22 protein-coding genes are annotated in these 25,621 nt (G+C 61.7%); 14 read left to right on the top strand and 8 right to left on the bottom strand.

Features of this window, described 5'->3' with window-relative positions; genetic code table 11:
• On the bottom strand, positions 1-1,176 hold the full coding sequence (locus NVV72_15070; GenBank protein ID MCR6660593.1) for an aldose 1-epimerase family protein: 1,176 nt from the start codon (positions 1,174-1,176) through the stop codon (positions 1-3).
• Between the two features lie 300 nt (positions 1,177-1,476).
• Here NVV72_15070 and NVV72_15065 point away from each other — a divergent pair, with 300 nt between their 5' ends.
• The 3 genes from NVV72_15065 (at position 1,477) to NVV72_15055 (ending at position 4,626) form a co-directional block, all read left to right on the top strand.
• Positions 1,477-2,499 carry a LacI family DNA-binding transcriptional regulator gene (locus NVV72_15065; protein ID MCR6660592.1) on the top strand — a complete coding sequence of 341 codons (1,023 nt, stop codon included), beginning with the start codon at positions 1,477-1,479 and terminating at the stop codon, positions 2,497-2,499.
• Positions 2,496-2,846 (top strand): L-rhamnose mutarotase, encoded by a 351-nt coding sequence (locus NVV72_15060; GenBank protein MCR6660591.1) that lies wholly within the window; start codon positions 2,496-2,498, stop codon positions 2,844-2,846. The genes NVV72_15065 and NVV72_15060 overlap by 4 nt, the downstream gene beginning before the upstream one ends.
• A gap of 109 nt (positions 2,847-2,955) precedes the next feature.
• On the top strand, positions 2,956-4,626 hold the full coding sequence (locus NVV72_15055; protein ID MCR6660590.1) for an alkaline phosphatase D family protein: 1,671 nt from the start codon (positions 2,956-2,958) through the stop codon (positions 4,624-4,626).
• A 97-nt stretch (positions 4,627-4,723) separates the two neighbouring features.
• Here the strand turns inward: NVV72_15055 and NVV72_15050 are convergent, their stop codons facing one another.
• A complete protein-coding gene (locus NVV72_15050) occupies positions 4,724-6,775 on the bottom strand; it encodes a glycoside hydrolase family 2 protein (protein ID MCR6660589.1) in 2,052 nt (683 codons plus the stop codon).
• Positions 6,776-6,891: 116 nt separating this feature from the next.
• Here NVV72_15050 and NVV72_15045 point away from each other — a divergent pair, with 116 nt between their 5' ends.
• On the top strand, positions 6,892-7,590 hold the full coding sequence (locus NVV72_15045) for an SDR family oxidoreductase (protein MCR6660588.1): 699 nt from the start codon (positions 6,892-6,894) through the stop codon (positions 7,588-7,590).
• On the opposite strand, the gene NVV72_15040 is transcribed toward NVV72_15045, so the two are convergent.
• Genes NVV72_15040 through NVV72_15030 form a run of 3 tightly spaced genes read right to left on the bottom strand, consistent with a single transcriptional unit; the run spans position 7,591 to position 9,094 of the window.
• Entirely contained in the window at positions 7,591-8,178 is a 588-nt protein-coding gene (locus NVV72_15040) for a pseudouridine synthase (protein MCR6660587.1), read from the bottom strand.
• Positions 8,179-8,210: 32 nt separating this feature from the next.
• On the bottom strand, positions 8,211-8,744 hold the full coding sequence (locus tag NVV72_15035; protein ID MCR6660586.1) for a GNAT family N-acetyltransferase: 534 nt from the start codon (positions 8,742-8,744) through the stop codon (positions 8,211-8,213).
• Positions 8,741-9,094, bottom strand: coding sequence for a DUF1304 domain-containing protein (locus tag NVV72_15030; GenBank protein ID MCR6660585.1), 354 nt, complete (start codon positions 9,092-9,094; stop codon positions 8,741-8,743). The genes NVV72_15035 and NVV72_15030 overlap by 4 nt, the downstream gene beginning before the upstream one ends.
• Positions 9,095-9,187: 93 nt before the next feature.
• On the opposite strand from NVV72_15030, the gene NVV72_15025 reads away from it, so the two are divergent.
• From NVV72_15025 to NVV72_15015, 3 genes are all read left to right on the top strand, one after another.
• Complete coding sequence (locus tag NVV72_15025) at positions 9,188-9,730, top strand: glutathione peroxidase (GenBank protein MCR6660584.1); 543 nt, start codon at positions 9,188-9,190, stop codon at positions 9,728-9,730.
• Between the two features lie 222 nt (positions 9,731-9,952).
• Positions 9,953-10,801 carry a hypothetical protein gene (locus NVV72_15020; GenBank protein MCR6660583.1) on the top strand — a complete coding sequence of 283 codons (849 nt, stop codon included), beginning with the start codon at positions 9,953-9,955 and terminating at the stop codon, positions 10,799-10,801.
• A 120-nt stretch (positions 10,802-10,921) separates the two neighbouring features.
• Positions 10,922-14,125: a glycoside hydrolase family 78 protein gene (locus NVV72_15015; GenBank protein ID MCR6660582.1), complete on the top strand. Its 3,204-nt coding sequence runs from the start codon at positions 10,922-10,924 to the stop codon at positions 14,123-14,125.
• A 21-nt stretch (positions 14,126-14,146) separates the two neighbouring features.
• On the opposite strand, the gene NVV72_15010 is transcribed toward NVV72_15015, so the two are convergent.
• Both NVV72_15010 and NVV72_15005 read right to left on the bottom strand, forming a co-directional pair.
• Complete coding sequence (locus NVV72_15010; protein MCR6660581.1) at positions 14,147-15,724, bottom strand: cisplatin damage response ATP-dependent DNA ligase; 1,578 nt, start codon at positions 15,722-15,724, stop codon at positions 14,147-14,149.
• Positions 15,721-16,728, bottom strand: a complete 1,008-nt coding sequence (locus NVV72_15005; protein MCR6660580.1) for a ligase-associated DNA damage response exonuclease — start codon at positions 16,726-16,728, stop codon at positions 15,721-15,723. Before NVV72_15005 ends, NVV72_15010 begins: the two co-directional genes overlap by 4 nt.
• 43 nt (positions 16,729-16,771) lie before the next feature.
• Between NVV72_15005 and NVV72_15000 the strand changes: the two genes are divergently transcribed.
• Positions 16,772-19,210, top strand: coding sequence for a ligase-associated DNA damage response DEXH box helicase (locus NVV72_15000; protein MCR6660579.1), 2,439 nt, complete (start codon positions 16,772-16,774; stop codon positions 19,208-19,210).
• Entirely contained in the window at positions 19,200-19,874 is a 675-nt protein-coding gene (pdeM, locus tag NVV72_14995; GenBank protein ID MCR6660578.1) for a ligase-associated DNA damage response endonuclease PdeM, read from the top strand. The genes NVV72_15000 and pdeM overlap by 11 nt, the downstream gene beginning before the upstream one ends.
• Here pdeM and NVV72_14990 read toward each other — a convergent pair.
• Positions 19,826-20,419, bottom strand: a complete 594-nt coding sequence (locus tag NVV72_14990; protein MCR6660577.1) for a hypothetical protein — start codon at positions 20,417-20,419, stop codon at positions 19,826-19,828. The two genes, pdeM and NVV72_14990, sit on opposite strands and share 49 nt — an antisense overlap.
• Positions 20,420-20,591: 172 nt before the next feature.
• Between NVV72_14990 and NVV72_14985 the strand changes: the two genes are divergently transcribed.
• From NVV72_14985 to NVV72_14965, 5 genes are read left to right on the top strand one after another with little or no spacing between them, the layout of a single operon-like run.
• A complete protein-coding gene (locus NVV72_14985) occupies positions 20,592-21,068 on the top strand; it encodes a TlpA family protein disulfide reductase (protein ID MCR6660576.1) in 477 nt (158 codons plus the stop codon).
• Complete coding sequence (locus tag NVV72_14980) at positions 21,058-21,291, top strand: DUF4266 domain-containing protein (protein MCR6660575.1); 234 nt, start codon at positions 21,058-21,060, stop codon at positions 21,289-21,291. Before NVV72_14985 ends, NVV72_14980 begins: the two co-directional genes overlap by 11 nt.
• Positions 21,282-22,655, top strand: a complete 1,374-nt coding sequence (locus tag NVV72_14975; protein MCR6660574.1) for a DUF3570 domain-containing protein — start codon at positions 21,282-21,284, stop codon at positions 22,653-22,655. Before NVV72_14980 ends, NVV72_14975 begins: the two co-directional genes overlap by 10 nt.
• Complete coding sequence (locus NVV72_14970) at positions 22,655-25,351, top strand: FAD:protein FMN transferase (GenBank protein ID MCR6660573.1); 2,697 nt, start codon at positions 22,655-22,657, stop codon at positions 25,349-25,351. The genes NVV72_14975 and NVV72_14970 overlap by 1 nt, the downstream gene beginning before the upstream one ends.
• Complete coding sequence (locus tag NVV72_14965) at positions 25,314-25,586, top strand: thioredoxin family protein (GenBank protein ID MCR6660572.1); 273 nt, start codon at positions 25,314-25,316, stop codon at positions 25,584-25,586. The genes NVV72_14970 and NVV72_14965 overlap by 38 nt, the downstream gene beginning before the upstream one ends.
• The last annotated feature ends 35 nt before the right edge of the window (positions 25,587-25,621 follow it).

Here is a 25,621-nt window from a genome sequence, read left to right as displayed (position 1 = left end):
CTAGCGCCCCCCGATCGGCGGAAAGCTGCCCGACGGCACGGGATAATCCTCGGCGGGCTGGACCGCCACCGCTTCAATGCGACGAACGGCATCGGCCACGGCAGCGCTATCCGGCAGAATACGGAAGACGCTGTCATAGCGACGCTCATCGCCATGCTCCAGCCAGATCAGCTCGCCACGCTCTTTCGCAAATGGCTTGCCGAAAACGTGGTTTGTGGACGGTTCGATGCCGAGGGCGTAGTGCCCGGCCTGAAGGTTCTGCCATTCATACATGGCCGGAAACTGCTCTTTCAAAATCTCAACTTCAAAGCCGAAACCAATGTTTTCATTGATCAAAGCGACATTGATCTTCCCCGACGCGTCGGCCTGCATATCGTGTTGCCAGACCTGCTCATGGAAGTTCACCTTCGGTTCGCAGAGCGTGCGATAGCCAACTTCCTGCCTTTGGTAGTCATCGGCATGGGCGGCCCAGACCACATCGCGGATCGGCGCCACATAGCGCGAACCTCCCGCCAGGACCGGATGACCAACATTGATATGGTAGCAGTACATATGCGGCGTGCGGTAGAATCCATGATTGACCACCCGGTCATGCAAATGGATTTCGTCGGAACCGACCTTCGCCTCAATGCGGCGGATCAGGTGCAGATCCTCGCCGAAGACGGTCGATTGCTGAACCACGCCTTCCGCCCATAGCGTGCATTCATCGCCGTTCCATCGCTCGCCATAGCCGGTCAGGCGCGCCGGAATGGTGCCGATACGACCGTGCAGTGACGAAGACACCGCCTTACGCGCGCTGTAATGATACTGATCGGCGGCATCGTCATCCATGAAGAGGATATGATCGAGCCCGCAGGTCACCATCAGGCCCGAGAAGGACCGGAACCAACCTAAGCCGCCCTCGCCTTCATAGTCATGCAGGCCGGGATGCCTGAAGCCCGAAGGCGAATGCCAGCCCACCGCCCGGCCATTATGCTCGCAATCGGCAATATCCATGGCGCGATCGACCAGCACGGTGAAACGCAGGCCGGAGCCGGTGCGGAATTCCAGCATCCGTACGCCACGCTCGACACCATCCCCAAGCGTCATCAGACGCACACCGGCGAATTGCGACAACTGGCCGGTATGCGCCGCCAGGTCACGGCGCGTGTAGGTTTGCTTGAAAAGTTCAGCCATGAGCCAGTTCCGTATCCCTGTACGCGATATATTTTTTGCTACCAACCACTCATATACCGATCAGACTTGATGTCAATACATCATCATACATCATATGTGTAATTTCCTTTTAGCGTTTCGTGAATGTTAATTAAATTATTATATTTCAATAACTTGACTCAGTATCACAACTCCAACCTTTTACCAGATCGCCAATAGGGCCAAATAAACCACTTGACTTATCCATGTCGTTTCGATGTATTTTGATGTCAAAGACCGCAACCCTGCGCCGGGCTGCGAATCCCAAGGAGGAGCGCCCCAATGGCTGTTACCCGCGCCACCCTGATCGACATCGCCAGACAGTCCGGCGTCTCTACGGCTACGGTAGACCGCGTGCTCAACAAACGTCCCGGCGTGCGCGATCGCACACGGGAGATCGTGTTCCAGACGGCTTCGCGCCTGGGCTATATCGCCCTGCCGGGAGAGGTCACGGTCAGCCGCGCGCCCGTGGTGCTAGATTTCATCCTGCCGAATGGCGCCAATACCTTCATCCGCAACCTGTCGAAATCGCTGGAGGAGATCAGTGCCGACCGCGGTGATATCGAGTTGCGCCTGCATATGACCGAAGGCTTCGATCCCTACGCCCTGGCCGATGCCCTGCTGAAACTGTCCGGCCACTCAAAGGCAGTTGGCGTGATCGCCCTGGATCACCCTGTCGTGCGGGAGGCCCTACGCCAGTTGCGCAATTCGGGCACCCTGGTCTTCACCCTGATCTCGGACATTTCGAATGTGCCGCGTGAAGGCTATATCGGCATCGACAATCGCGCCGCCGGGCGGCTAAGCGGCTATCTGCTTGGCCGCCTGTTACCGAAAGCCCCCGCCAAGCTGGCCCTGTTTGCCGGCTCGCTGTCCTATCGCGGCCACGAGGAGCGCGAGATGGGCTTTCGCCATATCCTGCGCGAATCCTATCCCAATCTGTCGGTCGTCGAACTGCGTGAGGTTCATGATGACGACGAGGCCGCCTACCGTGAGGCGCGCACCCTCCTTCAACAGTATCCCGACCTGGCCGGCATCTATAATATCGGTGCCGGTAATCGCGGCATTGCCAGGGCACTGGAAGATTCCGGCCGCGACCAGAAAATCGTCTTTATCGGCCATGAACTGACCGATCACACCCGTAAATTCCTGCTGGATGGGGTGATGGACGCCGTTATCGACCAGAACCCCTATGTCGAGGCCCGCGAGGCCATAGATCAACTGGCCCGCACCCTGCGCGGCGAGACAGTCAAATCCTATCTGCCGATCCGCGTTCAGGCGATCTTCAAGGAAAATATTCCAGAATGAGCGCCACAATCCGCAAGGTCTTCGCCGTCGATATCCATGCCGAGGGCATAGAGACCTACAAGGCCTGGCACCGGGCCGGCGGACCGCCGCAGGCTGTCACCGACGCCATCCGGGCCGACGATATCCGCGACCTGGAAATCTGGCTGGTGGGCGACCGTATGGTGCTGATCATGGAACAGGGACCGGATTTCGATCCGGCAGCCAAGGCCAAGCGCGATACCGCCAACCCCGATGTCGCAGCGTGGGATGCCCTGATGCGTACCTTCCAGAAGCCCCTGCCCTTCGGACCGGAAGGCTCTACCTGGCTGGAAATGGCACGCATCTACAGCCTGTCGGAGCAACCCTGACTGTGGCCGTTAAGGTTTTTGAAGAAAAACCGTCACTTAACCGCTAAACGGCTGTCATCAAATCACCCTATCCGCTGGTTTCATCGGAAATAGCGGGAGCCTTATGGGGATGGTCAGCCGCCGGAAAGTCCTGTTTGCCGCAGGCACGATTGCCGCCGCGCCCGCGCTCGGCGCCTCCGCTCTTCCCGAAACACCCGCGCAGGTGCGATTTGAGCACGGCGTCGCCTCGGGCGATCCGTTACCCGACGCGGTGATCCTGTGGACCCGGATCAGCGGCCTGGAGCGCGGCGCCGATATCGCCTGGGAGGTAGCGCGCGACGACAGCTTTTCCACCCTCGTCGCCGAGGGCAAGGTCTTCACCGATGCCGGCCGCGACTATACCGTCAAGGTCGATGTTCGTGGCCTGAGGCCGGATACCGAATACCACTACCGTTTCCTGGCGGGCCCGATCGTCTCGCCGGTCGGCCGCACCCGCACCCTGCCCTTGCAAACCGACAAGGTGGTGCTGGCCGTCGTTTCCTGTTCCCTGCACCCGAACGGCTATTTCAACGCCTATCGCGCCATTGCCGACCTGCCGCATGTCGATGCCGTTGTCCATCTCGGCGACTATATCTATGAGTATGGCGCCGGACTGACCGATTACGGCATGGGTAATGGCCGAATGCTGATGCGCATTCCCGAACCGACGCACGAGATCGTCTCGCTGGCCGATTACCGGATGCGCCATGCCCAGTACAAACGCGACGAAGACCTCCAGGCCGCCCATGCCCGCGCGCCGTGGATCTGCGTTTTCGATGATCACGAAATCTGCAATAACCCGTGGCGCGACGGCGCGGAAAATCACCAGCCCGATGAGGGTGACTGGGGTGTGCGCAAGGCCGCCGCGCTCAAGGCGTACAGCGAATGGATGCCGATCCGCGATCCGGCGCCCGGTAAGCTGCGCGAGGCCATCTATCGCAGCTTCCGCTTCGGCAGGCTGGCCGAACTGGTCATGCTGGAAAGCCGCCTGCTGGCGCGCAGCAAACAGTTCGATTACGCCGAAGACCTGACCTATGCTGATGGCAAGCCCGACAAGGTGGCCTTCCGGGCCCGGCTCAATGATCCGGCGCGGGAACTGCTGGGCGCCGAACAGCGCCAATGGTTGCAGGACACATTGAGCGCTTCGGTCCGCGATGGCGTTACCTGGCAGGTGCTGGGCAACCAGATCGTCATGGCACGGGTCAACGGCCCGGATATTGTCAAGCGCCTGGGGCCGGATGCGATCAACACACTCCGCACCGTTTCCCCGGAAGGCGTGCGCAAACAACTCGACACCTTCGTGGCCCTGTTCGACAGCGCCGATCCCTTGCCTTTCAATCTCGACGCCTGGGATGGCTATCCCGCCGAACGCGAGCGGCTCTGCACCATGATCAAAACAGCCGGCGCGCGCACGGTCGTTGTCTCCGGCGACAGTCATTGCGCCTGGGCTAACCAGTTGCGCGATGGCGTGGGCCAGCCGGTCGCCGTCGAACTGGGCGTCACCGCCATTTCCAGCCCGACGCGCTGGCTCGATTCCTGGTTGCCAGACCTGCAACTGGCCGCCACCCTGGCGGACCAAAATGAGGAAGTCCTGGCCGCCGATGACGCCTATAACGGCTTTATCCGCCTGACCCTGACGCCGGAGGAAATGACTGGCGAATGGATGGCGGTCAGCACGATCACGTCACGCCAGTTCACCTGTTTTCCGCACCGCCGGTTCTCGGCAAAGGCTGATGAGATGCGGCTGAAAGCAGGCGTTTAGAAAGCAAGAAACCCCACCACCAACGCGCAAGTGCGCGTCGGTTCCCGGCACCGGCCGCCCGGCTCCCCGGCAAGCCGGGGAGGTATAAAGGGTAGGCTTACTTCCCTTCGGCCGGCCCCTCATAGTTCCAAACCACGCGGTCGTGCAGGTCCTTGCCCGCGAACGCTTCGACGACATTTTCGCCGTCTCGCAGATCGATCTCCCAGATGGCGACATGATCGATGACCTTCTGCGCGCCCAAAGCCTCGCCGTTCAGCGACAACCGTACCTCATCCATGTTCGAATAGACCTTCACCTTCACATGGCGGATGCGCTTGTGAACATCGCGCGGGCTGGTGATATGGACCATCAGCCGGTCCGACCAGTTGGCCTGATACCAGTAGTAGGCGTCCTTCTTCGTCTGGCGGTCTTCAGTCACCAGGCCCTTGTCATTGATGGCCGGGCGGTCGCCCTCATTACGGCGGAAGGACGGGAAATCGAACGCCACCCAGATAAAGTCCGACCACAGATAAGACCGCGCCTTCAGTTCGCGCCAGTTGGCCTCATGGTAAAGCGCCTGGTACTGCTCCGGGTGCCAGAAAGCCTGCGGCACCACGGCTTTCGGCGCGTCTTCCTGATGTCGGATGCTGGCGCCGGCGCCATATTCCGAAACGCCGAAAATGCGCGTGGGATATTTGGCATGAAGCGCATCGGCCCATTTGCCCATATCGGCGAAGGTGTCGCCGTACCAACCGAAATAGCGGTTATAGGAAATGACATCGCTGTGGCCGGCGATAGGATCGTCATCGGCCAGGCAGCAATGGGCATAAACGGTCGGCCGCGTCGGGTCCATGGTTTTTGCTGTTGTCTGCAAAGCGGCCAGCACCGGATTGGCGTCCGGCACAGTCGAGCGAATCTCATTGCCCAGCCCCCACAGGGCCACGGAGGGATGATTGTAGTTTTGGGCGATCAGCTCGCGCATCTGCTCCACGGCATTGTCCTGGAACGCCTGACCGGCGGTGATCGCGTCAACCAGCGGCACTTCGGTGGTGAGCAAAAGACCCATGCGGTCGGCATCGTCATAGACGCGTTTGGTGTGCTGCATATGGGCCAGGCGCAGGGCCGTGACACCCATATCGTCCATGATCTGCATGTCTTCGTCGATATCGGCGTCGCTGACCGCCGTGCCTTTGCCCTTGCGGCCCGGCTGCTGCATATTGGCACCATAGATGCGGTAGGGCTGGCCATTGAGCAGAAACCCTTTGTCGGCGTCGATCGTCACGGTGCGAATGCCGAGCGGCACGGTCACGCTGTCAGTCCCCGCCTCGATGACCGCCTTATAGAGATAGGCGTCCTTGCGGCCGGCCCACAGATGCGGACGGCGGACGCTGAGCGCCTGTTCGACCGGCAGGGCCTGTCCGGCAGAGAGCGACACGGCTGATTTGGCGGTGGCGACCGTCTTGCCGTCAGCATCGAGAATGCGCGTCCTTACCTTTACCTGGCTCGCCTGGGTACTGTCGTTCTTCAGCAGGATACGCGCACCAACATCGGCTTTTGATTCCTTGATCGCCTTGGTCGTCACATAAACACCCGGCCCGCCATGGTCCATCAGATCGACATGGACGCTGCCGGTGGTGATCAGCGAGACAGTGCGATAGAGTCCGCCGAAGATGTTGAAATCACCGGTCAGCGGCGCCACCTGCGGCACGCGCGTATTATCGACCCGCACGGCGATCAGGTTATCGTCCGCTTTCAGGGCATCGGTGATATCAAAGCGAAAGGCCGCATAGCCGCCTTCATGATGGCCTACGCTTTTCCCATTGACCCATAAATCGGTCACCAGTGCCGCGCCGTCGAATTGCAGGACATAGCGCTGGCCAGCCACCGGCGTGATCTCCAGTTGGCGGCGATACCAGCCCGATCCGCGATAATAGACGCCTTCTTTTTCGCCACGCGAGGTGTCGCCGCCCTGGTTGGCGTCGCCGGCATTGAAGGTATGCGGCAGGGTGACCGGCTGCCAGCTATTGGCATGGAAGTCCGTACTTTTTGCTTCCGGCATGTCACCTTTCATAAACAGCCAGTTGTCGTTGAGAGAGGTTTGTTCACGCGCCAGAGCCGGCGTTGAAAAAATGACAGCGAGCGCCAGCAGCAGGCGGGCAATATGTTTCATGACGGCGTTTCCTGTTTATGGCCCCACCCTATTCTGACACCGGTATCATGACAAGCTAAAATTCATATGATGAATTTAAGCGCAATCCAGAAACGCGATATAATCGTAAAGGCGGCATGAACACATCCTCAAAAGGCAATGCCATCATCATCGGCACCAGTGGCGGAATCGGTGGCGCCTTGCTCACCACGCTGATCGCGCAAAACCGCTACGATCAGGTACTTGCCCTGTCTCGGTCGTCTGTCCCACCGCTGGATCTGCTCGATGAAGCCAGCATAGCCGGTGCCGCGAACTGGGCGGCGTCGCAAGGTGATATCCGCCTGGTGATAGACGCTACAGGCTTCCTGCATGACGCGCAGTTTCAACCGGAAAAAAGCTGGAAACACCTCGATCCAGCGCACATGGCCGGGGCGTTTGCCGTCAATGCCGCCGGTCCCGCCCTGCTGATGAAACATTTTCTGCCTTTGCTGCCCCGCGAAGGCCGCGCAGTCTTCACCACCCTCTCGGCAAAGGTCGGCAGCATCGGCGATAATGAACTGGGCGGCTGGTACAGTTACCGAGCCTCGAAAGCGGCGCTCAATCAGTTCGTCAGGACCGCCGCCATCGAATTGCGCCGGCGCGCCCCGCAAGCGATCTGCGTATCCCTGCATCCCGGAACGGTTGAAACGGTCCTGTCATCTCCTTTTCACAAAACCGGCCTGGCGGTGCGGCCGCCCGCCGAAGCCGCCCTGGCCCTGTTGAGCGTCATCAACCGATTGCAACCCCATCAGAGCGGCGGCTTTTACGACTATACGGGCCAGCCCCTGCCCTGGTGATCAGAACGGTGCCGGAGACCGGAAATCCATCGTCTCGCCGCTGATCGGATGCGGCAGGGACAGGCATTCGGCATGTAGCCGCAAACGCGGGCTTAGAGCCTCGATTTCCTGCGGCGCATAGAACACATCGCCCAGGATCGGATGGCCAATCGCCATCATATGGACGCGCAACTGGTGCGACCGGCCGGTCACCGGCTCCAGTTCAACCCGCGTTGTGCCCTCCCCCGCTTCCAGCACCCGCCAGCGCGTCAGGGATGGCTTGCCAATCTTATGATCGACCATTTGGCGCGGACGATTGGGCCAGTCGGTGATCAGCGGCAGGTCGACCTCGCCCCGCCCTTCCAACCGGCCCGCCACCACGGCGATGTAGCGCTTGCTGACCCTTCGATCAGCAAAGGCTTTCGACAGGGTGCGGTGCGCCTCGGCCCCGCGCGCGAACACTATCAGGCCGGAGGTCGCCATGTCCAGCCGGTGCACGGTCAGGGCATCGGGATAGTCAATCTGCAAGCGGGTAACCAGACAGTCCTTGTTTTCCGGCAGGCGGCCGGGCACACTCAGCAGGCCGGCGGGTTTTTCCGCCACCAGCATATGCGCATCCACATAAAGGAGTGTCTCAGGCACTACAGCGCCTTGCCCATGCGGACGATCGGCAGGGTCAATCCCTCCTTCATTTGCGCCTCGGTGGTCTCGATCGGTTCGTAGCCATAGGCGCGATACAGCGGAATGCCGGTCAGGGTCGCCCCCAGTTCGAAGCGCCGAAAGCCGGCTGCTTCCGCCGCCGCTTCACAGGCCTTGAGGATTTGCGCGCCCAGGCCGCGCCGTGTCCAGCCGGGCCTGACGAAAAAGGCACGGATACGGGCGGCATCCGCGGCCGGATCAAGCCGGTTGTCCTCGCGGCCCGCCAGGGCATCGGCGCCATAAAGCGTCTTGCGGAAACTCCAGCCGCCACAGGCGACGATTTCGCCGTCTGCCTCGATCACGAAATAGGTCTGGTCGATGATCAGTTGCGTATCGACGCCAAACACCGTGCCGAGCGCTGCGCGGCGCTGGGCTTCGCTGTAGTCTTCCGCCTGGAGGGTCATGACGGACTCGGCAATCAGATTTTTCAGGACGGGAATATCCGCCATTGCGGCGGGACGCAGTGTAAAGCTCATAGATGGAGCAATATCAGCGCGGTCAGCGCGGGCAAGCCCTGAATGAACAGGATCGACTTTTTGACCGTGAAGCCGCCATAAAGCCCGACCACGATCACGCAGGTCAGGAAGAAGATCTTGATATAAAACCCGTCGTGCGGCGCCAGAAGTCCCCAGATCAGGCCGGCGCCCAGAAAGCCGTTATAGAGTCCCTGATTGGCGGCCAGCTTTGCCGATTGCGCCGCGAACTCCGGAGTCAGGCCGAAGGTGCGTCGTCCGAACGGCGTCTGCCACAGGAACATCTCCAGAATCAGGAAACCGATATGCAGGGCGGCGACAAGGCCGGTGATAATATTGGCGATGGTGTGCATGACGAGTTCCCTCCTGTTGACAACAGGGTGGGCCAGCCCTTGCCAAAGCGCAATGAAAAAAGCACTCTCGGCGCCATTGCCAGGGAGTACCCCATGACCGATCTCTACTCTATCCCCCTGAAACGTATTGACGGCACGCCGACCACGCTGGCAGCCTTCAGGGGCAAGGTGCTGCTGGCCGTCAATGTGGCCTCGAAATGCGGGCTGACGCCGCAATATGAAAGCCTGGAAGCCCTCTATCGCCAGAAATCGGCTGACGGTCTGGAAATCCTCGGCTTCCCCGCCAACAATTTCCTCGGCCAGGAACCCGGCACCGACGCCGAAATCGCCGATTTCTGCACCACCAGCTACGATGTCACCTTCCCAATGTTCGCCAAGATCAGCGTGGTGGGCGCAGATAAGCATCCCCTTTATGACATTTTCACCAAGGCCCAGCCCGAAGCGGTCAGCGCCGGCCCCATGCGCGAGCGGCTGGTAAAGTTCGGCATCCCGGTCAGCCCCGAAGGCGAGGTTCTGTGGAATTTCGAGAAATTCCTGATCAGCAAGGACGGCCAGGTCGTCGAACGGTTCGCCCCGGATGTGACGGCCGATGATCCGCGTCTTGTGGCCTCCATCGAGCGCGAACTGGCGAAATGAAACAGGCGGCAATCAAGACGTTGCCGCCAAGCTTATGACTTTATTACAGTTTGCCGGCCTGTCCGGCATTTAGACCCGATACAGCCTGCCCTATCCCTGATTTATCGTTTCAATCATGGGAGGTTTTCTTATGGGTAAAGGTATTCTGTTGTGGCTGTTGGGGGTGCCGATCCCTGTTATCATCATCCTGGCCCTTCTGTTTCATTGATCGGAGGGCAAGACATGGCACTCCCCGATCCCCTCACGGCGACCGATGGCCCCAACCTCGAATCGTCAAAATCCGGCATTCACTGGGCCTCTATCCTTGGCGGTGCCGCGGCGGCGGCGGCGATTTCCGCCATCCTCCTGCCGCTTGGCTCGGCGCTCGGCTTTGCCGCGACCTCGGCCTATAATCCCGGCGAAAGCCTGGTGACCTTCACCGCCGGCATGGCTATCTGGCTGGTCGTCATGCAGTGGGCGTCTTCCGGGGTCGGCGGCTATATCGCCGGCAGGCTGCGCGTCAAATGGGCCGACACCCACAGCGACGAAGTGTTCTTCCGCGATACGGCGCATGGCTTCCTGGCCTGGGCCGTGGCCACCCTGTTCACCTTCGCCCTTGCTGCCTGCGTGGCCTTGGGTGCGGTCAATGCCGGCGTGCAGGCGGGCGCCACCGTGGCGGCTGGCGCTGCGGCCGGTGCCGCCGGCAATGCCGACGACCTGGGTTATTACTCTGACAGCCTCTACCGCACAACGACTCCGGCCACGCCCGCAACAGCCGCAGACGTCAGCGCGGAGACCACGCGCATCCTGGCCAATGGCGCCAAGACCGGTGTCATTCCGCCCGCCGATCGCGCCTATCTGTCTGCTCAGGTCGCCGCTCGCACAGGGCTGTCCCAGCCCGAGGCCGAAGCGCGCGTCGATAATACATTGGCCCAGATCGATGTCGCAAAGGCCAAGGCGACCAAGGCGGCGGAAGACGCCCGCAAGGCCATGGTCGCCTTCCATACGGCCCTGTGCATTTCCCTGCTCGTCGGCGCCTTTATCGCCTGTGTCACAGCGGCGCTGGGCGGCCGGTTGCGCGACAACTACTAGGGTACAACGCCTGTAAATATGGCCGGACCGGATGGAAACATCCGGCCCGGCTTTTTTGTTGCCCAATGTCTAACTATGGAATATGTATGATGTATTATATATCAACAGGAAACGCGCCCTATGCCCAAGCTCAACCGACGCCATTTCCTTGCCGCCACCGGACTGGCGGCGGCTTCCGCCCAGACGTCGAGCGTTCTGGCGGCTACCGCTCCTTTCGGTGTAACCGATCTGCGTGCCGAACAGACGACCGAACTGCTGGGCACGCAGGTCCGCGAGCCGCGCCTGTCGTGGCGGCTGACCGGCCCAGAACGCGATCCGGAGCGCGGCCTGATGCAGACCAGCTATCGCATCCGCGCCGCTTCCACGCCCGATACGACAAAGGCCGATCTGTGGGACTCCGGCGTCGTAAATGTGAGCGATTGCTTCGATATTTCTTACAAAGGCACGGCGCTCAAATCGATGCAGCGCGTTTGGTGGTCGGTCGAGATCGCCGATAATAAGGGCCGTACGGCCGCATCGGCCGCCACCTGGTTCGAGACCGGCCTGCTTGATCCTTCCGACTGGCGGGCGCAATGGATCATCGCCGAGGATGATCTGGCCGCCGGTGATCGCGCCGCTGCTCTTCAGTGGATCTGGTCCCCCAAGGCGCTCGACGATCGTCACCATGCCTTCCGGCTCGATTTCGACGCGCCGGCTTCGCTGGTTTCTGCCGAGGTTTTGATCGCCGGTAAGGACTGGATCAGAGGTGCCTGGGCCAACGGTGAAACCCTGCCCCTACCCGATCAGCCGGTGCCCAACTGGGGTACGCTGGTGCCGGTGCCTGCCAAAATCGGGCCTGGCCATAACAGTGTCTGCGTACTGGTACAGGCCGAAACAACCGGTTTTTTTCCGGTTGATGGCGGCGCCTTCTCGGCCTTGATCCGGCTGCATCTCGCCGACGGAAGCATCAAACGTTTTGTCAGCGGGCCGGACTGGAAGGTGCACCCCCTGCCACCGGAAAACTGGTGGGCCGCCGACTTCGACGCCAGCGGCTGGGACAAGGCGCAAAAATCCGGCTCAGATGCGCAAAACGATCCACGCCCGGCAGAGCCGGCACTGCATCTGCGCACGGCCTTCACGCCAAAGGGCAAGGTGGTCAATGCCCGCCTCTACGCCACGGCCCTGGGCGCCTATGACGCCCGCCTCAATGGCGAACGCGTCTCACCGGCGCGTTTATCGCCTGAAATCAGCGTGGCGCGCGATCACATCTTCTACCAGACCTTCGATGTTACGCACCTGATCCATGCGGGCGAGAACGCTTTGGGCATCACGGTCGGCGACGGCTGGTATGCCGGCGCTTTCGGCTGGCGGCTGGAACGCTATGGTTTCGGCCCCGCGCCGCGCCGGCTGCTGGCGCAACTGCGGCTCGACTATGCCGATGGCACATCCGAATGGATCGTGACCGATGAGAGCTGGCGCATCGGTCCTTCACCCATCGTTACCTCGGAAATCTACAACGGCGAAGTCTATGATGCCCGCATGGAAACACCGGGCTGGGACCGCCCCGGTTTCAAGCCGGACTGGTCCGCCGTAAGGATCGGTCAAGCACCGAAGGCGCGCCTCCTCGCCCAGACCAGCCCTCTGCTCATGCCGGTGGCCAAACGCCGTGCCGCGAAGATCACGCAGCCGAAACCCGGCGTCTATGTCTTCGATTTTGGACAGAATTTCGCTGGCTGGGCCCGCCTGACGGCCAAGGGCAAGGCCGGACAGACCATAACCTTGAAATTCGCCGAATACCTGAAAGCCGATGGCGAGGTCGATCAGGCTAATCTGCGCATGGCCAAATGCCAGGACCATTACACGCTGAAGGGCGCCGCCAATGGCGAAACCTGGGAGCCAAGCTTCACCTATCACGGTTTTCGCTATGTTCAGGTCGAAAACTATCCCGGCGTGCCTAAGGCGGCCGATATCGGAGGCATTGTCGTCACCTCGGCCTGCAAGGTGACGGGGGATATGAAATTTGATTCCCCCCTGATCCAGCAGTTCTGGAACAACGCCATGTGGAGCCAGCGTTCCAACTTTTTCGGTGTGCCGACCGATTGCCCGCAGCGCGACGAGCGCATGGGCTGGATGGGCGATATCCAGGTCTTCCTCGATGCCGCCGCCTTCAATATGGAGGTCGATCCCTTCATTCGGCGCTTCCTGACCGAGGTCCGTGCCGCCCAGACACCCGAAGGCGCCTACCCGATCGTGGTGCCGCAGCCCCTCTCCTTCCCCGATATCGTCACGGCGGGCTGGTCGGAAGCCGGCGTCATCCTGCCGTGGACCCTTTGGAAACGTTATGGCGACACCGCCGTGGTTGACGAGAACTGGGGCGCCATGACGGCGTGGATGGATTATCTGCTCCGGCACAATCCGGACTATATCTGGCGCCATGAGCGTGGGCTCGATCTCGGTGACTGGTTGTCAGTCGATGCCATAAAACCGGACGACGAGACGACGCCGCGCATCCTCTGCGCCACCGCCTACTGGGCCTATTGCGCCGACCTGATGACCGACATGGCGAAAGCCACCGGCCGGGGCGACCTGGCGGCCAGATATGCTGACCTGCGCGCCAAAATCGGCGCGGCCTACGCGAAGGAATTCATTGATGCCAATGGCAAGGCCGGCAATGGCAGCCAGACCTCGCAAGTGCTGTCGCTTCATTTCAACCTGGTGCCCGCTGATCGTATTGCCGGCGCGTCGAAAGTACTGGCCGACGAGATCCGTGGGCGCGGCATGAAGCTTTCCACAGGCTTCCTAGGCACACCCTATCTGTTAGACGCGCTCGCCGATACCGGCCAGTTGGAGGTCGTATCCGGCCTGCTGCTGCAAACCCAGAAACCGTCATGGGGCTATATGCCCCTGCACGGCGCCACCACCATGTGGGAACGCTGGGATGGCGATACCGGTGATCTGGCGATGAACAGCTATAACCACTACGCCTATGGCGCGGTCTGCGGCTTCATGTACCGCCGTCTGGCAGGCCTCTCCCCCGCCTCGGCCGGTTTCCGCACGCTGCGCGCCGAACCCATCTACCTGCCGAAGGCCGGCACGGTCAGCGCTACCTATGACTCGTGTCTGGGCCGGATGGCCGGGTGCTGCGAAGGCGATGCCACGGGCCTTAAACGCTATGACCTGACTGTGCCGCCCAACGCCACGGCCGAGGTCATCCTGCCCGAAGGCGCCTGGCGCGAAAGTGGCAAGGCGCTGGATGGCCATGACGATATTCGCAACCTGCATCGTGAAAGGGGCAATGTCAGGTTCGAGATCGGTTCGGGCGATTACCGCTTTCGCGTCGCGTAGTGGCTTTTCGGAAACTCCGGGCTATCCCATCAACCGTTCCAGAACCGTCATCTCGTCTGCTTCGGCCGCCGGCTTGTCCCAGCGGATGCGGCTTATGCGCGGAAAGCGCAGGGCATAGCCGGATTTATGGCGCGTCGAGCGATGGACGGCGTCGAAAGCGACCTCGAACACAAGTTCCTTTTTCACCTCGCGCACCGGCCCAAAGGTCTTGAGCGTGTGGTGGCGTATCCATTTATCCAACTCGACCAGTTCGGCATCTGTAAAACCGAAATAGGCCTTGCCGATTGGCAACAGTTCGCCATCGCGCCACAGGCCAAAGGTGAAATCGGAATAGTAGCTTGACCGGCGGCCGGAGCCGCGCTGGGCGTACATCAGCACGGCATCCACCAGCTTGGGATTGATCTTCCACTTGTACCACGGGCCGGTCGGCCGACCGGCGACATAGGCGCTGTCGCGGCGCTTGAGCATCAGCCCCTCTATGACCGAGAGATTATCGACGCTAGCCCGCGCTTCCTCAAGCTGCGTGAACTCATGCCAGGGGATTTGCGGTGACAGGCTGATCCCGACCGGCTGGTATTTATCGAGTGCTGCCTGGAGTAATTCGCGGCGCTTTTCATAGGGCAAAGGCCGCACATCCTCGCCTTCCAGCATCAGCACGTCATAGGCGATCATCGCCGCCGGATAGTCTGTCATCAGTTTGGCGGATAGGTTCTTGCGTCCAAGGCGTTGTTGCAGGTCGTTGAACGAGCCCAGTTCGATGCCGCGCTGGACCAGAAGCTCGCCATCGAGCACGGCATGGAAGTTGAGATGCTTCAGGGCGTCGGGAAAACTGCCGCTGATATCATCACCGGTGCGCGTGAAAAGCGCGCGGCCAATGGCGCTGTTGACGCACTGGACTCGGATGCCATCATATTTCCACTCGGCGGCATAGGTTCCCGGCAGGATCAGGCCGAAATCCTTTTCTTCCAGCGGGTGGGCCAGCATGACCGGAGTGAAGGTCAGCCGCTCATTGACAGCCGGCGCTTCCGCCCGCCCCTCCAGCCAGGCGAACAGGTCATCATAGGGCGGATCAACGCCATGCCACAGGGTCTCGATGCGCTCGATCGGCTGGTTACCATACTTGGCCAGAACCTGTTTCAGCATCCGCGCCGATACGCCGATCCGCAAGGCGCCGGCGCCGATCTTCAATAACGCCCAGCGCTCAGGTGACGTCATTCGATCGAGCAACCCGGCGACATAGTCGGGCAGTTGCGCCTTGGGGGTATGGCGCAGGCCGGCCACCACCTCATGCAGCGGCGGCAGGTCGGGGTCATTAGGCGGAATGGCCGCGGTTGGCCACAGGTGGGCTACCGTTTCCGACAGCTCACCGACATAGTCGTGGCTCATGGCCAGCAGTTGCGGATCGGTGCGCGCTCGGATCAGGTCGAGCACCATGCCGCGTTTGAAATTGGGCAGACTCAAGCTTCCGCCAATGATCGCCACGGCATAGCCACGATCCGGATCGGGCGTGGTGGCGAAATAATCAAGCAGCAACCGCTCCTTGGCCGAGGTCGCCGGCTCGTAATAGAGTTTTTCCAGCAGTTGCGAAAACGCCCTCATTCACTGTCATCCTCATAGCCCAGCAAATGCAGGGCCTGAGCCTTGAAGCCGTGCTGCTGGGCGTAATAGACCAGGGCGTCATCGCGGCCATGCGTCACCCAGACCTCCGGCGCGCCGACATCGACGAGCGTCCGGGTCAGTTCGTCCCAGTCGGCATGATCGGAGACGACCAGCGGCAGTTCAACGCCCTTCTGCCTGGCGCGGGCGCGGATACGCATCCAGCCCGATGCCGCGGCGGTCAGCACGTCGGGCAGCTTGCGCGACCAGCGATCCTGCAAGGCCGAGGGCGGGCACAGCACGATCTTTCCGGCAAGCCTTCTGGCGTTTTCCGGCGTCACCAGCTCCAGCAGGCCGAGCCCGATGCCAAAGCTTTCATAGAGTTCGCAAAGCTTCTGCATGGCGCCATGCAAATGGATGGTCTCGCCATAACCCGCCGCACGCAGGGCGCAGATAATGCGCTGGCACTTGCCGAGGGCATAGACGCCAACCAGATGGCAGCGTTCGGGAAACTGCTCAATCGAGGTTAGCAACCGCGCAATCTCATCTTCCAGCGGCGGATGACGAAAGACCGGCAGGGCGAAGGTCGCCTCGGTGACGAAGACATCGCACGGCACCGGCTCGAATGGAACGCAAGTTGGGTCTGCCCGGCGCTTATAGTCGCCGGAAAAGACGATACTCGCACCGGCATGTTCCAGCCTGGCCTGGGCCGAGCCGAGAATATGCCCCGCCGGATGCAGGCTGACCTTGACACCGCCGATCTCCAACGTCTCGCCATAGGCCATCGGGTTCTCGGTCATCAGGTAATGGGTTTCGCCGTAGCGCGCCCGCATGATGGCCAGCGTCGCCTCCGTGGCCCAGACATGGCCGTGACCCGCGCGCGCGTGGTCGGCATGGCCGTGGGTCACTACTGCGCGGTTTACCGGCGCCATCGGGTCGATATAGAAATCGCCGGCCTTGCAATAGACGCCCTGCGGCCTCACCTCTATCCAGTCCCTGGGGTGCATTTCCACCTTTCGTCTTTATTTCCGGCCACGATACAGTCTCAGCATGGTGAAGATTCCGACCCGGTTCCGGCAGTGGTTCGACCAGCAGGGCTGGACCATATTGCCGCACCAGCGCGAGATGGTTGACCGCTACCAGAAAGGCCAGTCGACCCTTTTGACCGCGCCCACAGGCACCGGCAAGACCCTGGCCGGTTTCCTGGGATCGCTGATTGACATCAGCGAAACCCAGCCGAAAGGCCTTCACACGCTTTATATATCGCCGCTCAAGGCATTAAATTACGATATCGAACGCAATGTTACGGCGATCATTGGGGCTTTGGATCTGCCGGTGCGGGTCGAAAGCCGGACAGGTGATACCTCGGCCCATCGCCGCAAGCGCCAGCGTACCAAACCACCCAACATTCTGATGACCACGCCGGAATCTCTGATGCTGCTGCTCAGCTATCCGGAAGCGCGCGATATGTTCGGCGCCATCGATGCCGTGGTGATCGACGAAATCCACCAGGTGGCGGCCAGCAAACGCGGCGACCTGATCACCCTCGCCCTGGCGCAGATTGAAGCCTACCGGCCGGGTTTCCGCCGCATCGGACTTTCGGCCACCGTGGCCGAACCGGACCTGTTCTGCCTGTGGCTGGGCAAGACCGGCCAGCCGGTCGATCATTTCAACAGCCCATCCACCGGCAAACCGCCGCAGGTTTCCATCCTGAAGACGAAAGAGCCGGTCCCGTTCACTGGTTTCGTGGCGCAATATGCCGTCAGCGAGATCATGGCCGAGATCGAAAAGGCCGGCTCGACCATCGTCTTTGTTAATACGCGGTTTCAGGCCGAACTGCTGTTCCAGTTCCTGTGGGATGTCAATGACCAGGCGCTGCCGATCGCCATCTTCCATGCCTCGCTGACCCGTGAGCTGCGCGCCAAAACCATGAAGATGATGGCCGAAGGCAAACTGCGCGGTCTGGTCGCTACCTCCGCCATCGAACTCGGCATCGATTGGGGCGATGTCGATGTCGTCATCCAGGTGGGCGCGCCCAAGGGCGTCTCGCGCCTGCTGCAACGCATTGGCCGATCCAACCACCAGGTCAATGTGCCCTCGAAGGCGTTTCTGGTGCCGGCCAATCGTTTCGAGGTACTGGAATGCGAGGCCGCCATGCTGGCTATCAAGGCGCGGCATCTCGATGGTGACCATCCCCTGCCCGGCTCGCAGGACGTCGCCATCCAGTTCATCCTCAATGCCGCCTGTTCCGCGCCGGTAACGCCGCATCAGTTGCACCAACTGGTCATCCAGTCCTGGTCCTATCGTCAACTGACCTACGCGCAGTTCGAGGAATTGTTCCAGTTCGTCATCGATGGCGGCTATGTACTGCGTAATTACGATCGCTGGCAACGGCTGATCAAACAGGACGATGGCACCTGGATCCCTGCGAATAAAGCGGTCATCCAGCGCCATCGCCAGAATATCGGCGTCATCATCGAGGCCGGCAAGCTGAAGGTCAAACGCCGCCATGGTCGCGGCGGCAAGTATCTCGGCGAGATCGAGGAGTCCTTCGGGCAATCCCTGCGGCCAGGCGATACCTTCTATTTCGCCGGCGAGATCCTGGCCTTCGAGCGCATCCATGACATGACGCTCGAAGCGCGCGCTTCGGCCGCCAGGGAACCGATGATACCGACCTATGCCGGCGGCCAGATGCCGCTCTCGACTTTCCTGGCCGAAGGCGTGCGCGCCTTTTTGCAGAACGAAAAAGGCTTTGAAAAACTGCCGAAAGTGGTGCGCAACTGGCTGCACCTGCAAGCGCGTTTTTCGGTTTTGCCCGACCGTAAAAGCCTGCTGGTCGAAAGCTTTCCGCGCGGCAAGCTCAACTGCGTCATCTTCTATACCTTCGAAGGGCGCCGCGCCAACCAGACCCTGGGTATGCTGGTCAGCCGCCGCATGGAGCGCACCGGCCTCCATCCTCTGAGCTTCACCGTCACCGACTATGGCCTGGCGATCAACAGCCTCCAGCCGGTGACCGAGGATACGGTCTATGACCTGCTGTTGCCGGATATCCTGGCCGATGAACTGGAAGAATGGCTGGCAGAATCGCCCATGCTCAAGCGATCGTTTCGCCGGGTGGCGACCATCGCCGGCATTGTCGAGCAGAACAATAATTCCGCCCGCAAGACGCTGAAACAGGTCACCTTTTCCACCGACCTGATCTATGATGTGCTGCGAAAGTATGAGCCGGCTCACGTCCTGCTGGCCCTGGCGCGCTCCGATGCCGAACGCGAACTGCTCGACCTCGACCGCCTGACCGATATGATCCTGAAATTCCAGCGTCATATCGAATTCCGCGACCTGCCGCGCCCCTCGCCGCTCTCCTTGCCGGTCATCCTCGATGTCCGCACCGAACGCCTGCCCGGCGGCGGTATGGAAGCGTTGCTGGCCCAGCAAAGCCTGGCCGAGACCGCCGAAACCCTGATGCACGAGGTCGAAGATGCGCTCTAGTCTTGAGGTCGATTTCGCCGGCCAGCGACTGGTGCTCGACGCCGCCCTGGGGCTTTACTGGCCGGCGCAGCGTATGTTGGTGGTTTCCGACCTGCACCTGGAGAAGGCGACGTTTCTCGCACAGTTCGGCTCCCCGCTGGCGCCCTATGACACGCTGGACACCCTGAACCGGCTGGAGGCTCTGGTCTCAAAATACCGCCCGCAATCCCTGGTCATGCTGGGCGACAGTTTCCACGACCGCCACGCCTGGGAACGACTGGAAGCCACCGCCCGCCAGCAGTTCAGGAAGATCTGCGGTGCAGTCGATACCTGCCATCTGGTGGAGGGCAATCACGATATCGGCCTGTTGAGCGAAAGCGGCCTCAGTTTTACTGACGGCATCGAACTGGATGGCCTGACCTTCCGCCACGCGCCGGCAGTCAGTCCGAAACCGCAGATTATCGGCCATTTTCATCCCAAGCTGCGCATCTCACTGCATGGCCATCGCCTGACCGGCAAATGTTTCGCCATAAATCAAAACCTGTTGATCATGCCGGCCTTCGGCAGCTTCACCGGCGGGCTCGATATGCGCGATCCTGTTTTTGCCGAACTTGGCGCCGATGATCCCCTGCGACCCTATATCATCCACGGCCGGACGATTGCCGCCCTGGACCTTCCATCCTGATCACGCTCCTTGGTGTTCTGCAGAGGCAAGTCCAAGTACCGCCTGCCGCAACTTCGGCTGAGATGTCCGAGGCCCCAGGCAAATGCCAAAAAAAGCCTCTGAAAATCCATTTTCCGCGATATGCCCCAAAGATCTGTCACCGTGAAAAAGGAGGACCGCGCCCCCTGGTCCCGCACGCCGGTCAGCACGTCTCCGCGCCGCATGTCGGGCAGGACCGCTTCCAGTTCCCGCGTCCAGAGTTCCAGGCGCCCGGCATCGCCCGCCCCAATGTGCTGCATCTCATCCCGGATGTGACCGGCCATTCTGCGCGCCTCCAGATCACGCAGAAAGGTGACCTGCAAGGCATAGGGCCTGTCAGGACGCCAGTGTGACTGCGGCGCAAAGAGCGATATATCCAGCACAGGCACCGTCAGGATATTGAGTCTGCCCGAACCCACCAGACCCGGCTGCGGCACGAAGGTCAGAGGCGTGCCCGCCCTGGCGATATCGGGCAGGAACGCGGCGGAAAAAGCAGAGATGAACAGAGTGCGACGGTTCACGACCATGATCCTCCATCAGCGGTTCGGGCATGGACGGTCAGATGCCCTTTCGCCTGAGTGACACCGCCCACAGACAACAGCCGTAATCCCGATCCTCAAAAAAAAATTTTCCGGCGCAAGTACGACCTGTCCGGCGCGGCGGTGTCGTTTGGATGATCCACCCCACGGAGAACCTATTGTGGTCATTAAACGTCTGTTGCCGCGCCTACTCGCCGGCCTGTCCCTCTTCGCCAGCGCCACCCTGCTGGCCAGCGCCCCTCCGGTCATGGCGGGTGAGCCCCTCGATTTGTCCGCCTACAAGGGCAAGGTCGTCTATCTCGACTTCTGGGCCTCATGGTGCCACCCCTGCGAGCAGTCCTTCCCCTATATGGAACAGCTCAAGTCGCGCTACGGACCGGACGGCCTGGTGATCATCGCCGTCAATGTCGATCACAGCCGCGATCGCGCCGACAGCTTCCTGAAGCGCGTCGGCAGTGACCTGACCGTCGTCTACGATGCCAAAGGCGTCCTGGCGCAGCGCTACAAGGTCCACGACATGCCGACCAGCCTGCTGATCGGGCGCGATGGCCGTATCCGCTATACCCACCTGGGTTTCCATCCGGAACAGGCTGCCAATTACAACGATCAGGTCGCGGAGCTTGTCCATGAAAATTAAGGCTTTGCACATGGCCGCACTGGCCACGTCCGCCGCGTGCCTGCTGCTGGGCGGTTGCTCATCCCTGGGTGCTAAATCCTGGGACCGCGACCTGATGGCTCGGCGTTCCATGCAGCCCGTCACCCATCCGCTGATCGCCGGCACCGATGATCATATCTATTTTTCCAAGGAAGGAGCTTCCGGCGGCCGCTCCTTTGACGGCGGGGGCTGCGGATGCAACTGAGGAAACGCAAAGGCCGCCTGACGGCTGCACTCGGCCTGATGACCGCGGGCCTGTTTGCCGGTGCGGGCGTCCATGCCCAGCAGGCCAGCCAGAATATCAATGACGATACCTCTACTGACGCCGGCCTGACGCGCGTCGATACGGCGATCCTGTTCTACCAGGAAGCCGGCGGGCGGGTGAAGGCCACGGAACCCGTCGCCAGCTTCACGCTCAATGACGACAGCGGCGATGTCCTGCATGTCAAGCTGACCGCCGACACCCTGACCGGGGCCACCCCCAATGGCGCCGCACCCTGGACCCATGACCAAACCTTCATTACCCCGTCAAAAACCCAGGGGCAGAAAACGACGGTCACCAGCGCCTCGGGCAACAGCACGCTGGTCACCATTCCCGGCACCGATGTCACGGCGCGACAATACACAGTCGCCGCCGACACCCTGCCGGTGGACAGTGGCTTCCGGGACCAGAGATACGCCATCGATCTCGGCTATACCGGCACGCGCGACAATGGCGATCGCCTGAGCATCGGCGGCAGCTATTCCAGCGAGCGCGACTACAGCTCGATGTCGGCCAATGTCGGGTATGCCCGCGACTTCAACGACAAGAACACCACGGCCTCGGTCGCCCTCAATTTTGAATCCGACACCTCCAAGCCCTTTTTCGGCACCCCTGAACCTTTGACGCAGATGAGCGGCACCCTGAAGGGTGGGAACCGGCAGAAAACGGTCGTGGATCTGGTCGCCGGTGTCAGCCAGGTGATGAACCGCTACTGGCTGATGCAGGTCAACTACTCGCTGGGCGACACCTCCGGCTACCAGACCGATCCCTACCGCATAATCTCGGTGGTCAATGGTGAAAGTGGCGCGCCAGTCAGATATCTTTATGAGAGCCGTCCGGGTTCACGCCTGCGCCAGAGCCTCTATATCGGCAACAAGCTGGCGCTCTGGGGCACAGTCGCCGATGTCTCCGCCCGGCTCTATCATGATAGCTGGGGGATCAATGCCGAAACCCTGGAAGTGGCCGAGCGTATCCCGCTGACCTCCTTCCTTTATGTGGAGCCGAGTTACCGCTATTACCACCAGACCAAGGCCAACTTCTTCCGCGACTATCTGATCGATGGGCAGGCCCTTCCCGAAAATGCCTCCTCGGACAGTCGGCTGGCCAGTTTCGACGCCTCGACGATTGGTCTGAAACTCGGGATGCGGCTGCGTGGCAATGACGAGCTTTACCTGCGCGCGGCCAGCTATCAGCAGACCGGCACCAGCCATCCATCCTATGCGGTTGGCGACCTCAAGCAGGAAAACCTGTTCACCGGCGTCAAGGCGACCAGCGTGATCCTTGGCTACAGCTTCGCCTTCTACTGATGACCGAGGCTACAGCCGATCTGGAGCAACTGGATGACGGCTTTGTCTATCGCTTTGCCGCCATGCACTCGCCCTGCGAACTGCGTATCGAAACCGACGATCCCCGGCTGGCCGAAAAAGCTGGCCGGGTGGTCGCCGCCGAGGCCATGCGCATTGAGACGACTTACAGCCGCTATCGCCCGGACAGCGTCATCGGCCGCATCAATGCCGCGGTCGGTGCGCCGGTAAGTGTCGATGATGAAACCCGCGCCCTGATCGATTTCGCCGATCGGGCCTGGCAGCTCAGCGGCGGACGCTTCGACATCACCTCCGGCGTGCTCAGGCGCATCTGGCGGTTCGACGGTTCGGACAATGTGCCCTCGCGCGCCGATATCGCCTCCCTTCGCCCCCTGATCGGCTGGGGCAAGGTGCGCTGGCAAGCCGGAGAGATTACGCTCGGCGCAGGCCGAGAGATCGACTTCGGCGGCTTCGGCAAGGAATATGCCGTCGATTGCGCGATCAATCGCCTGCGCACCTTCACCGACCGGGCCTGTCTGGTCAATTTCGGCGGCGACCTGCGGGTTACCGGTCCGCGCCGGGATGATCAGCGCTGGCGCGTCGGCATCGAGGACACCGACCGGCCGGGCGAAATGGCCGGCCGGCTGGAAATCACTGACGGCGCCCTGACCACCAGCGGCGATGCGCGTCGCTTCCTGCTCAGGGACGGCATCCGGTATTCGCATATTCTCGATCCGCGCACGGCCAGGGCCGGTCACGGATCCGCCGCGTTCGGTGACCGTGGCGGCCCCGACCTGCATCGAAGCCGGCTTTATCTCGACCCCGGCCATGCTGCACGGCCGCCGGGCGGAAACATTTCTCAAACAGGAAGGCATACCCTCGTGGTGCGTTCGTTGATCCGCTTAAAATACCTCCTGGTCAGTTTGGCGCTGGCCGCCCTGCTGTCTGTGGCGCCGTCATGGGCCGCCGTGCGCTCCGGCCACATGACCGCCGCGCTGGAGGCCGCGCCGGCGGCTATCACGCCCGGCGGCGAGACCGTGCTGGCCGTGACCCTGACGCCTGACAAAGCCTGGCATACCTACTGGATCAATCCCGGCGATACGGGCCTGCCGACCGACATCAGCCTTAATGCCGCGCCTGAGGTCAGCCTCGTGCGCACCCAGTGGCCGACGCCGCAAAAACTGACCTATGACGGCGTCGTTACCTATGGCTATGACCAGCCGGTCACCGCCTATGTGCATGTGCGCGCGGCGCCGGATGTGAAAATCGGCAGCCACCTCCCCTACACCCTGCATATTGACTCCCTGGTCTGCCGCGATAGCTGCGAGCCCGTCAGCTTCGATCTGACCGGACGGCTGAGTGTATCCGCCCAAATGGCGCCCGTCGCCACGCCTGCCGCCCTGCCGGTCGATCTCCAAGCGCCAGCCACCTATAGCCGAGAGGCCGGCACCCTCAACATCCGCTTTTCGCTGCCGGGCAATCCCGCCCAACGCACACGGTTTTCCCATCCGGACGGCGCCTACGTCTTCAGCGAAATCGCTGATCTGATTCCGCCCGCGGCCCCGCAAACCCTGACAACCGCCCCGCAGGGCTCCAGTGTCAGCCTGCCAATGGCCAGCGGTACCGACCTGCCCGCCCTGGCGCCGCTGGTCGTGCGCTTTGCCGATGGTGCAGCGGTGCGCGTCCTTGCGCACGAGGCGGCACCACCCGTTGCGAAACCGGCCGCGCCGCGATCTGACGGCATAGCCCTGGCGGTCTTCCTGGCCTTCCTCGGCGGGCTTGTGCTCAACCTGATGCCGTGCGTCTTCCCCATCCTGTCGATGAAACTGCTGGCCCTGACCCGCACCGGCCACGATCACCGGCTGGCTCGGCGCGAAGCCCTGATCTATGGCCTCGGCGCCGTCCTGAGCTTTGTCTCCCTTTCGATCCTGCTCGATGTGGCGCGGGCGCTCGGCGGCATGGTCGGCTGGGGCTTTCAATTGCAGTCACCCTATGTCACCGCGGCCTTGAGCCTGCTGATGTTGATGGTCGGCCTCAATCTCTCCGGCCTGTTTGAAATCGGCGGCTCATTACAGGCCGCCGCCGCGCGCGCAGCCGATCGGCCGGCATCCCTATCTGGCCGCCTTCATGACCGGTGTACTGGCGGTGATGGTCGCCGCGCCGTGCAGCGCGCCCTTCATGGCCACGGCCACCGGCGTGGCGCTGGCGCGCGGCGGTTTCGCGTCAATCGCCATTTTCATGGCCCTGGGCCTGGGCTTTGCCGCGCCCTTCGTGGCCCTGACCTTCGTCCTGACCTGGATGCCGTCACTGGCGCGGCTCATGCCACGCCCCGGTCCGTGGATGGATCGGTTGCGCCAAATTCTGGCCATCCCCATGTACCTGGCCGCCGCCTGGATGGCCTGGGTCTTCTGGCAACAGGCCGGCTCGGCCGGACTGGGCCTGCTGGCACTCGGCATGGCGCTGGTCGCCGCCGCGACAATCGCCCGCAAACTGCCGAACGGGTGGCGCGCCATAGCGGTCATCATTGGCCTCGCCCTTGGCATCGGATCGGCCATGCAGACGCCCGCCGCGCCGGTCACCGCCGCCACTGTGGGCGAGGTCGCGTTCTCGCAAGCCCGCCTCGACGTCCTGCGCGCGCAAGGGCAGCCGGTTCTGGTCGACATGACCGCGGCCTGGTGCCTGACCTGCAAGGTCAATGAGCACGTCGCCCTGGCGGACACGCGCGTACAATCGGTGCTGAAGGCGCAGAATGTGGCCTATATGGTGGGGGACTGGACGCACCGCGATGCCGAAATCACGCGCTATCTGACGCAGAATGGCCGGTCAGGCGTGCCGCTGTATGTCTATTACGGTCCAGGTCAGGCCCAGCCAGTGATCCTGCCGCAACTGTTGACGCCTGACACCGTGATAAAGGCTGTGCAGGCTGGCCGATAAGGCGCCCATATCGAGGGGTCAGACCGCCCTCGATA

It is taken from the genome of Asticcacaulis sp., assembly GCA_024707255.1.
GTDB lineage: Bacteria > Pseudomonadota > Alphaproteobacteria > Caulobacterales > Caulobacteraceae > Asticcacaulis.
The sequence above is the reverse complement of the archived record's forward strand: the minus strand, read 5'-3'. Positions and strand labels throughout refer to the sequence as shown.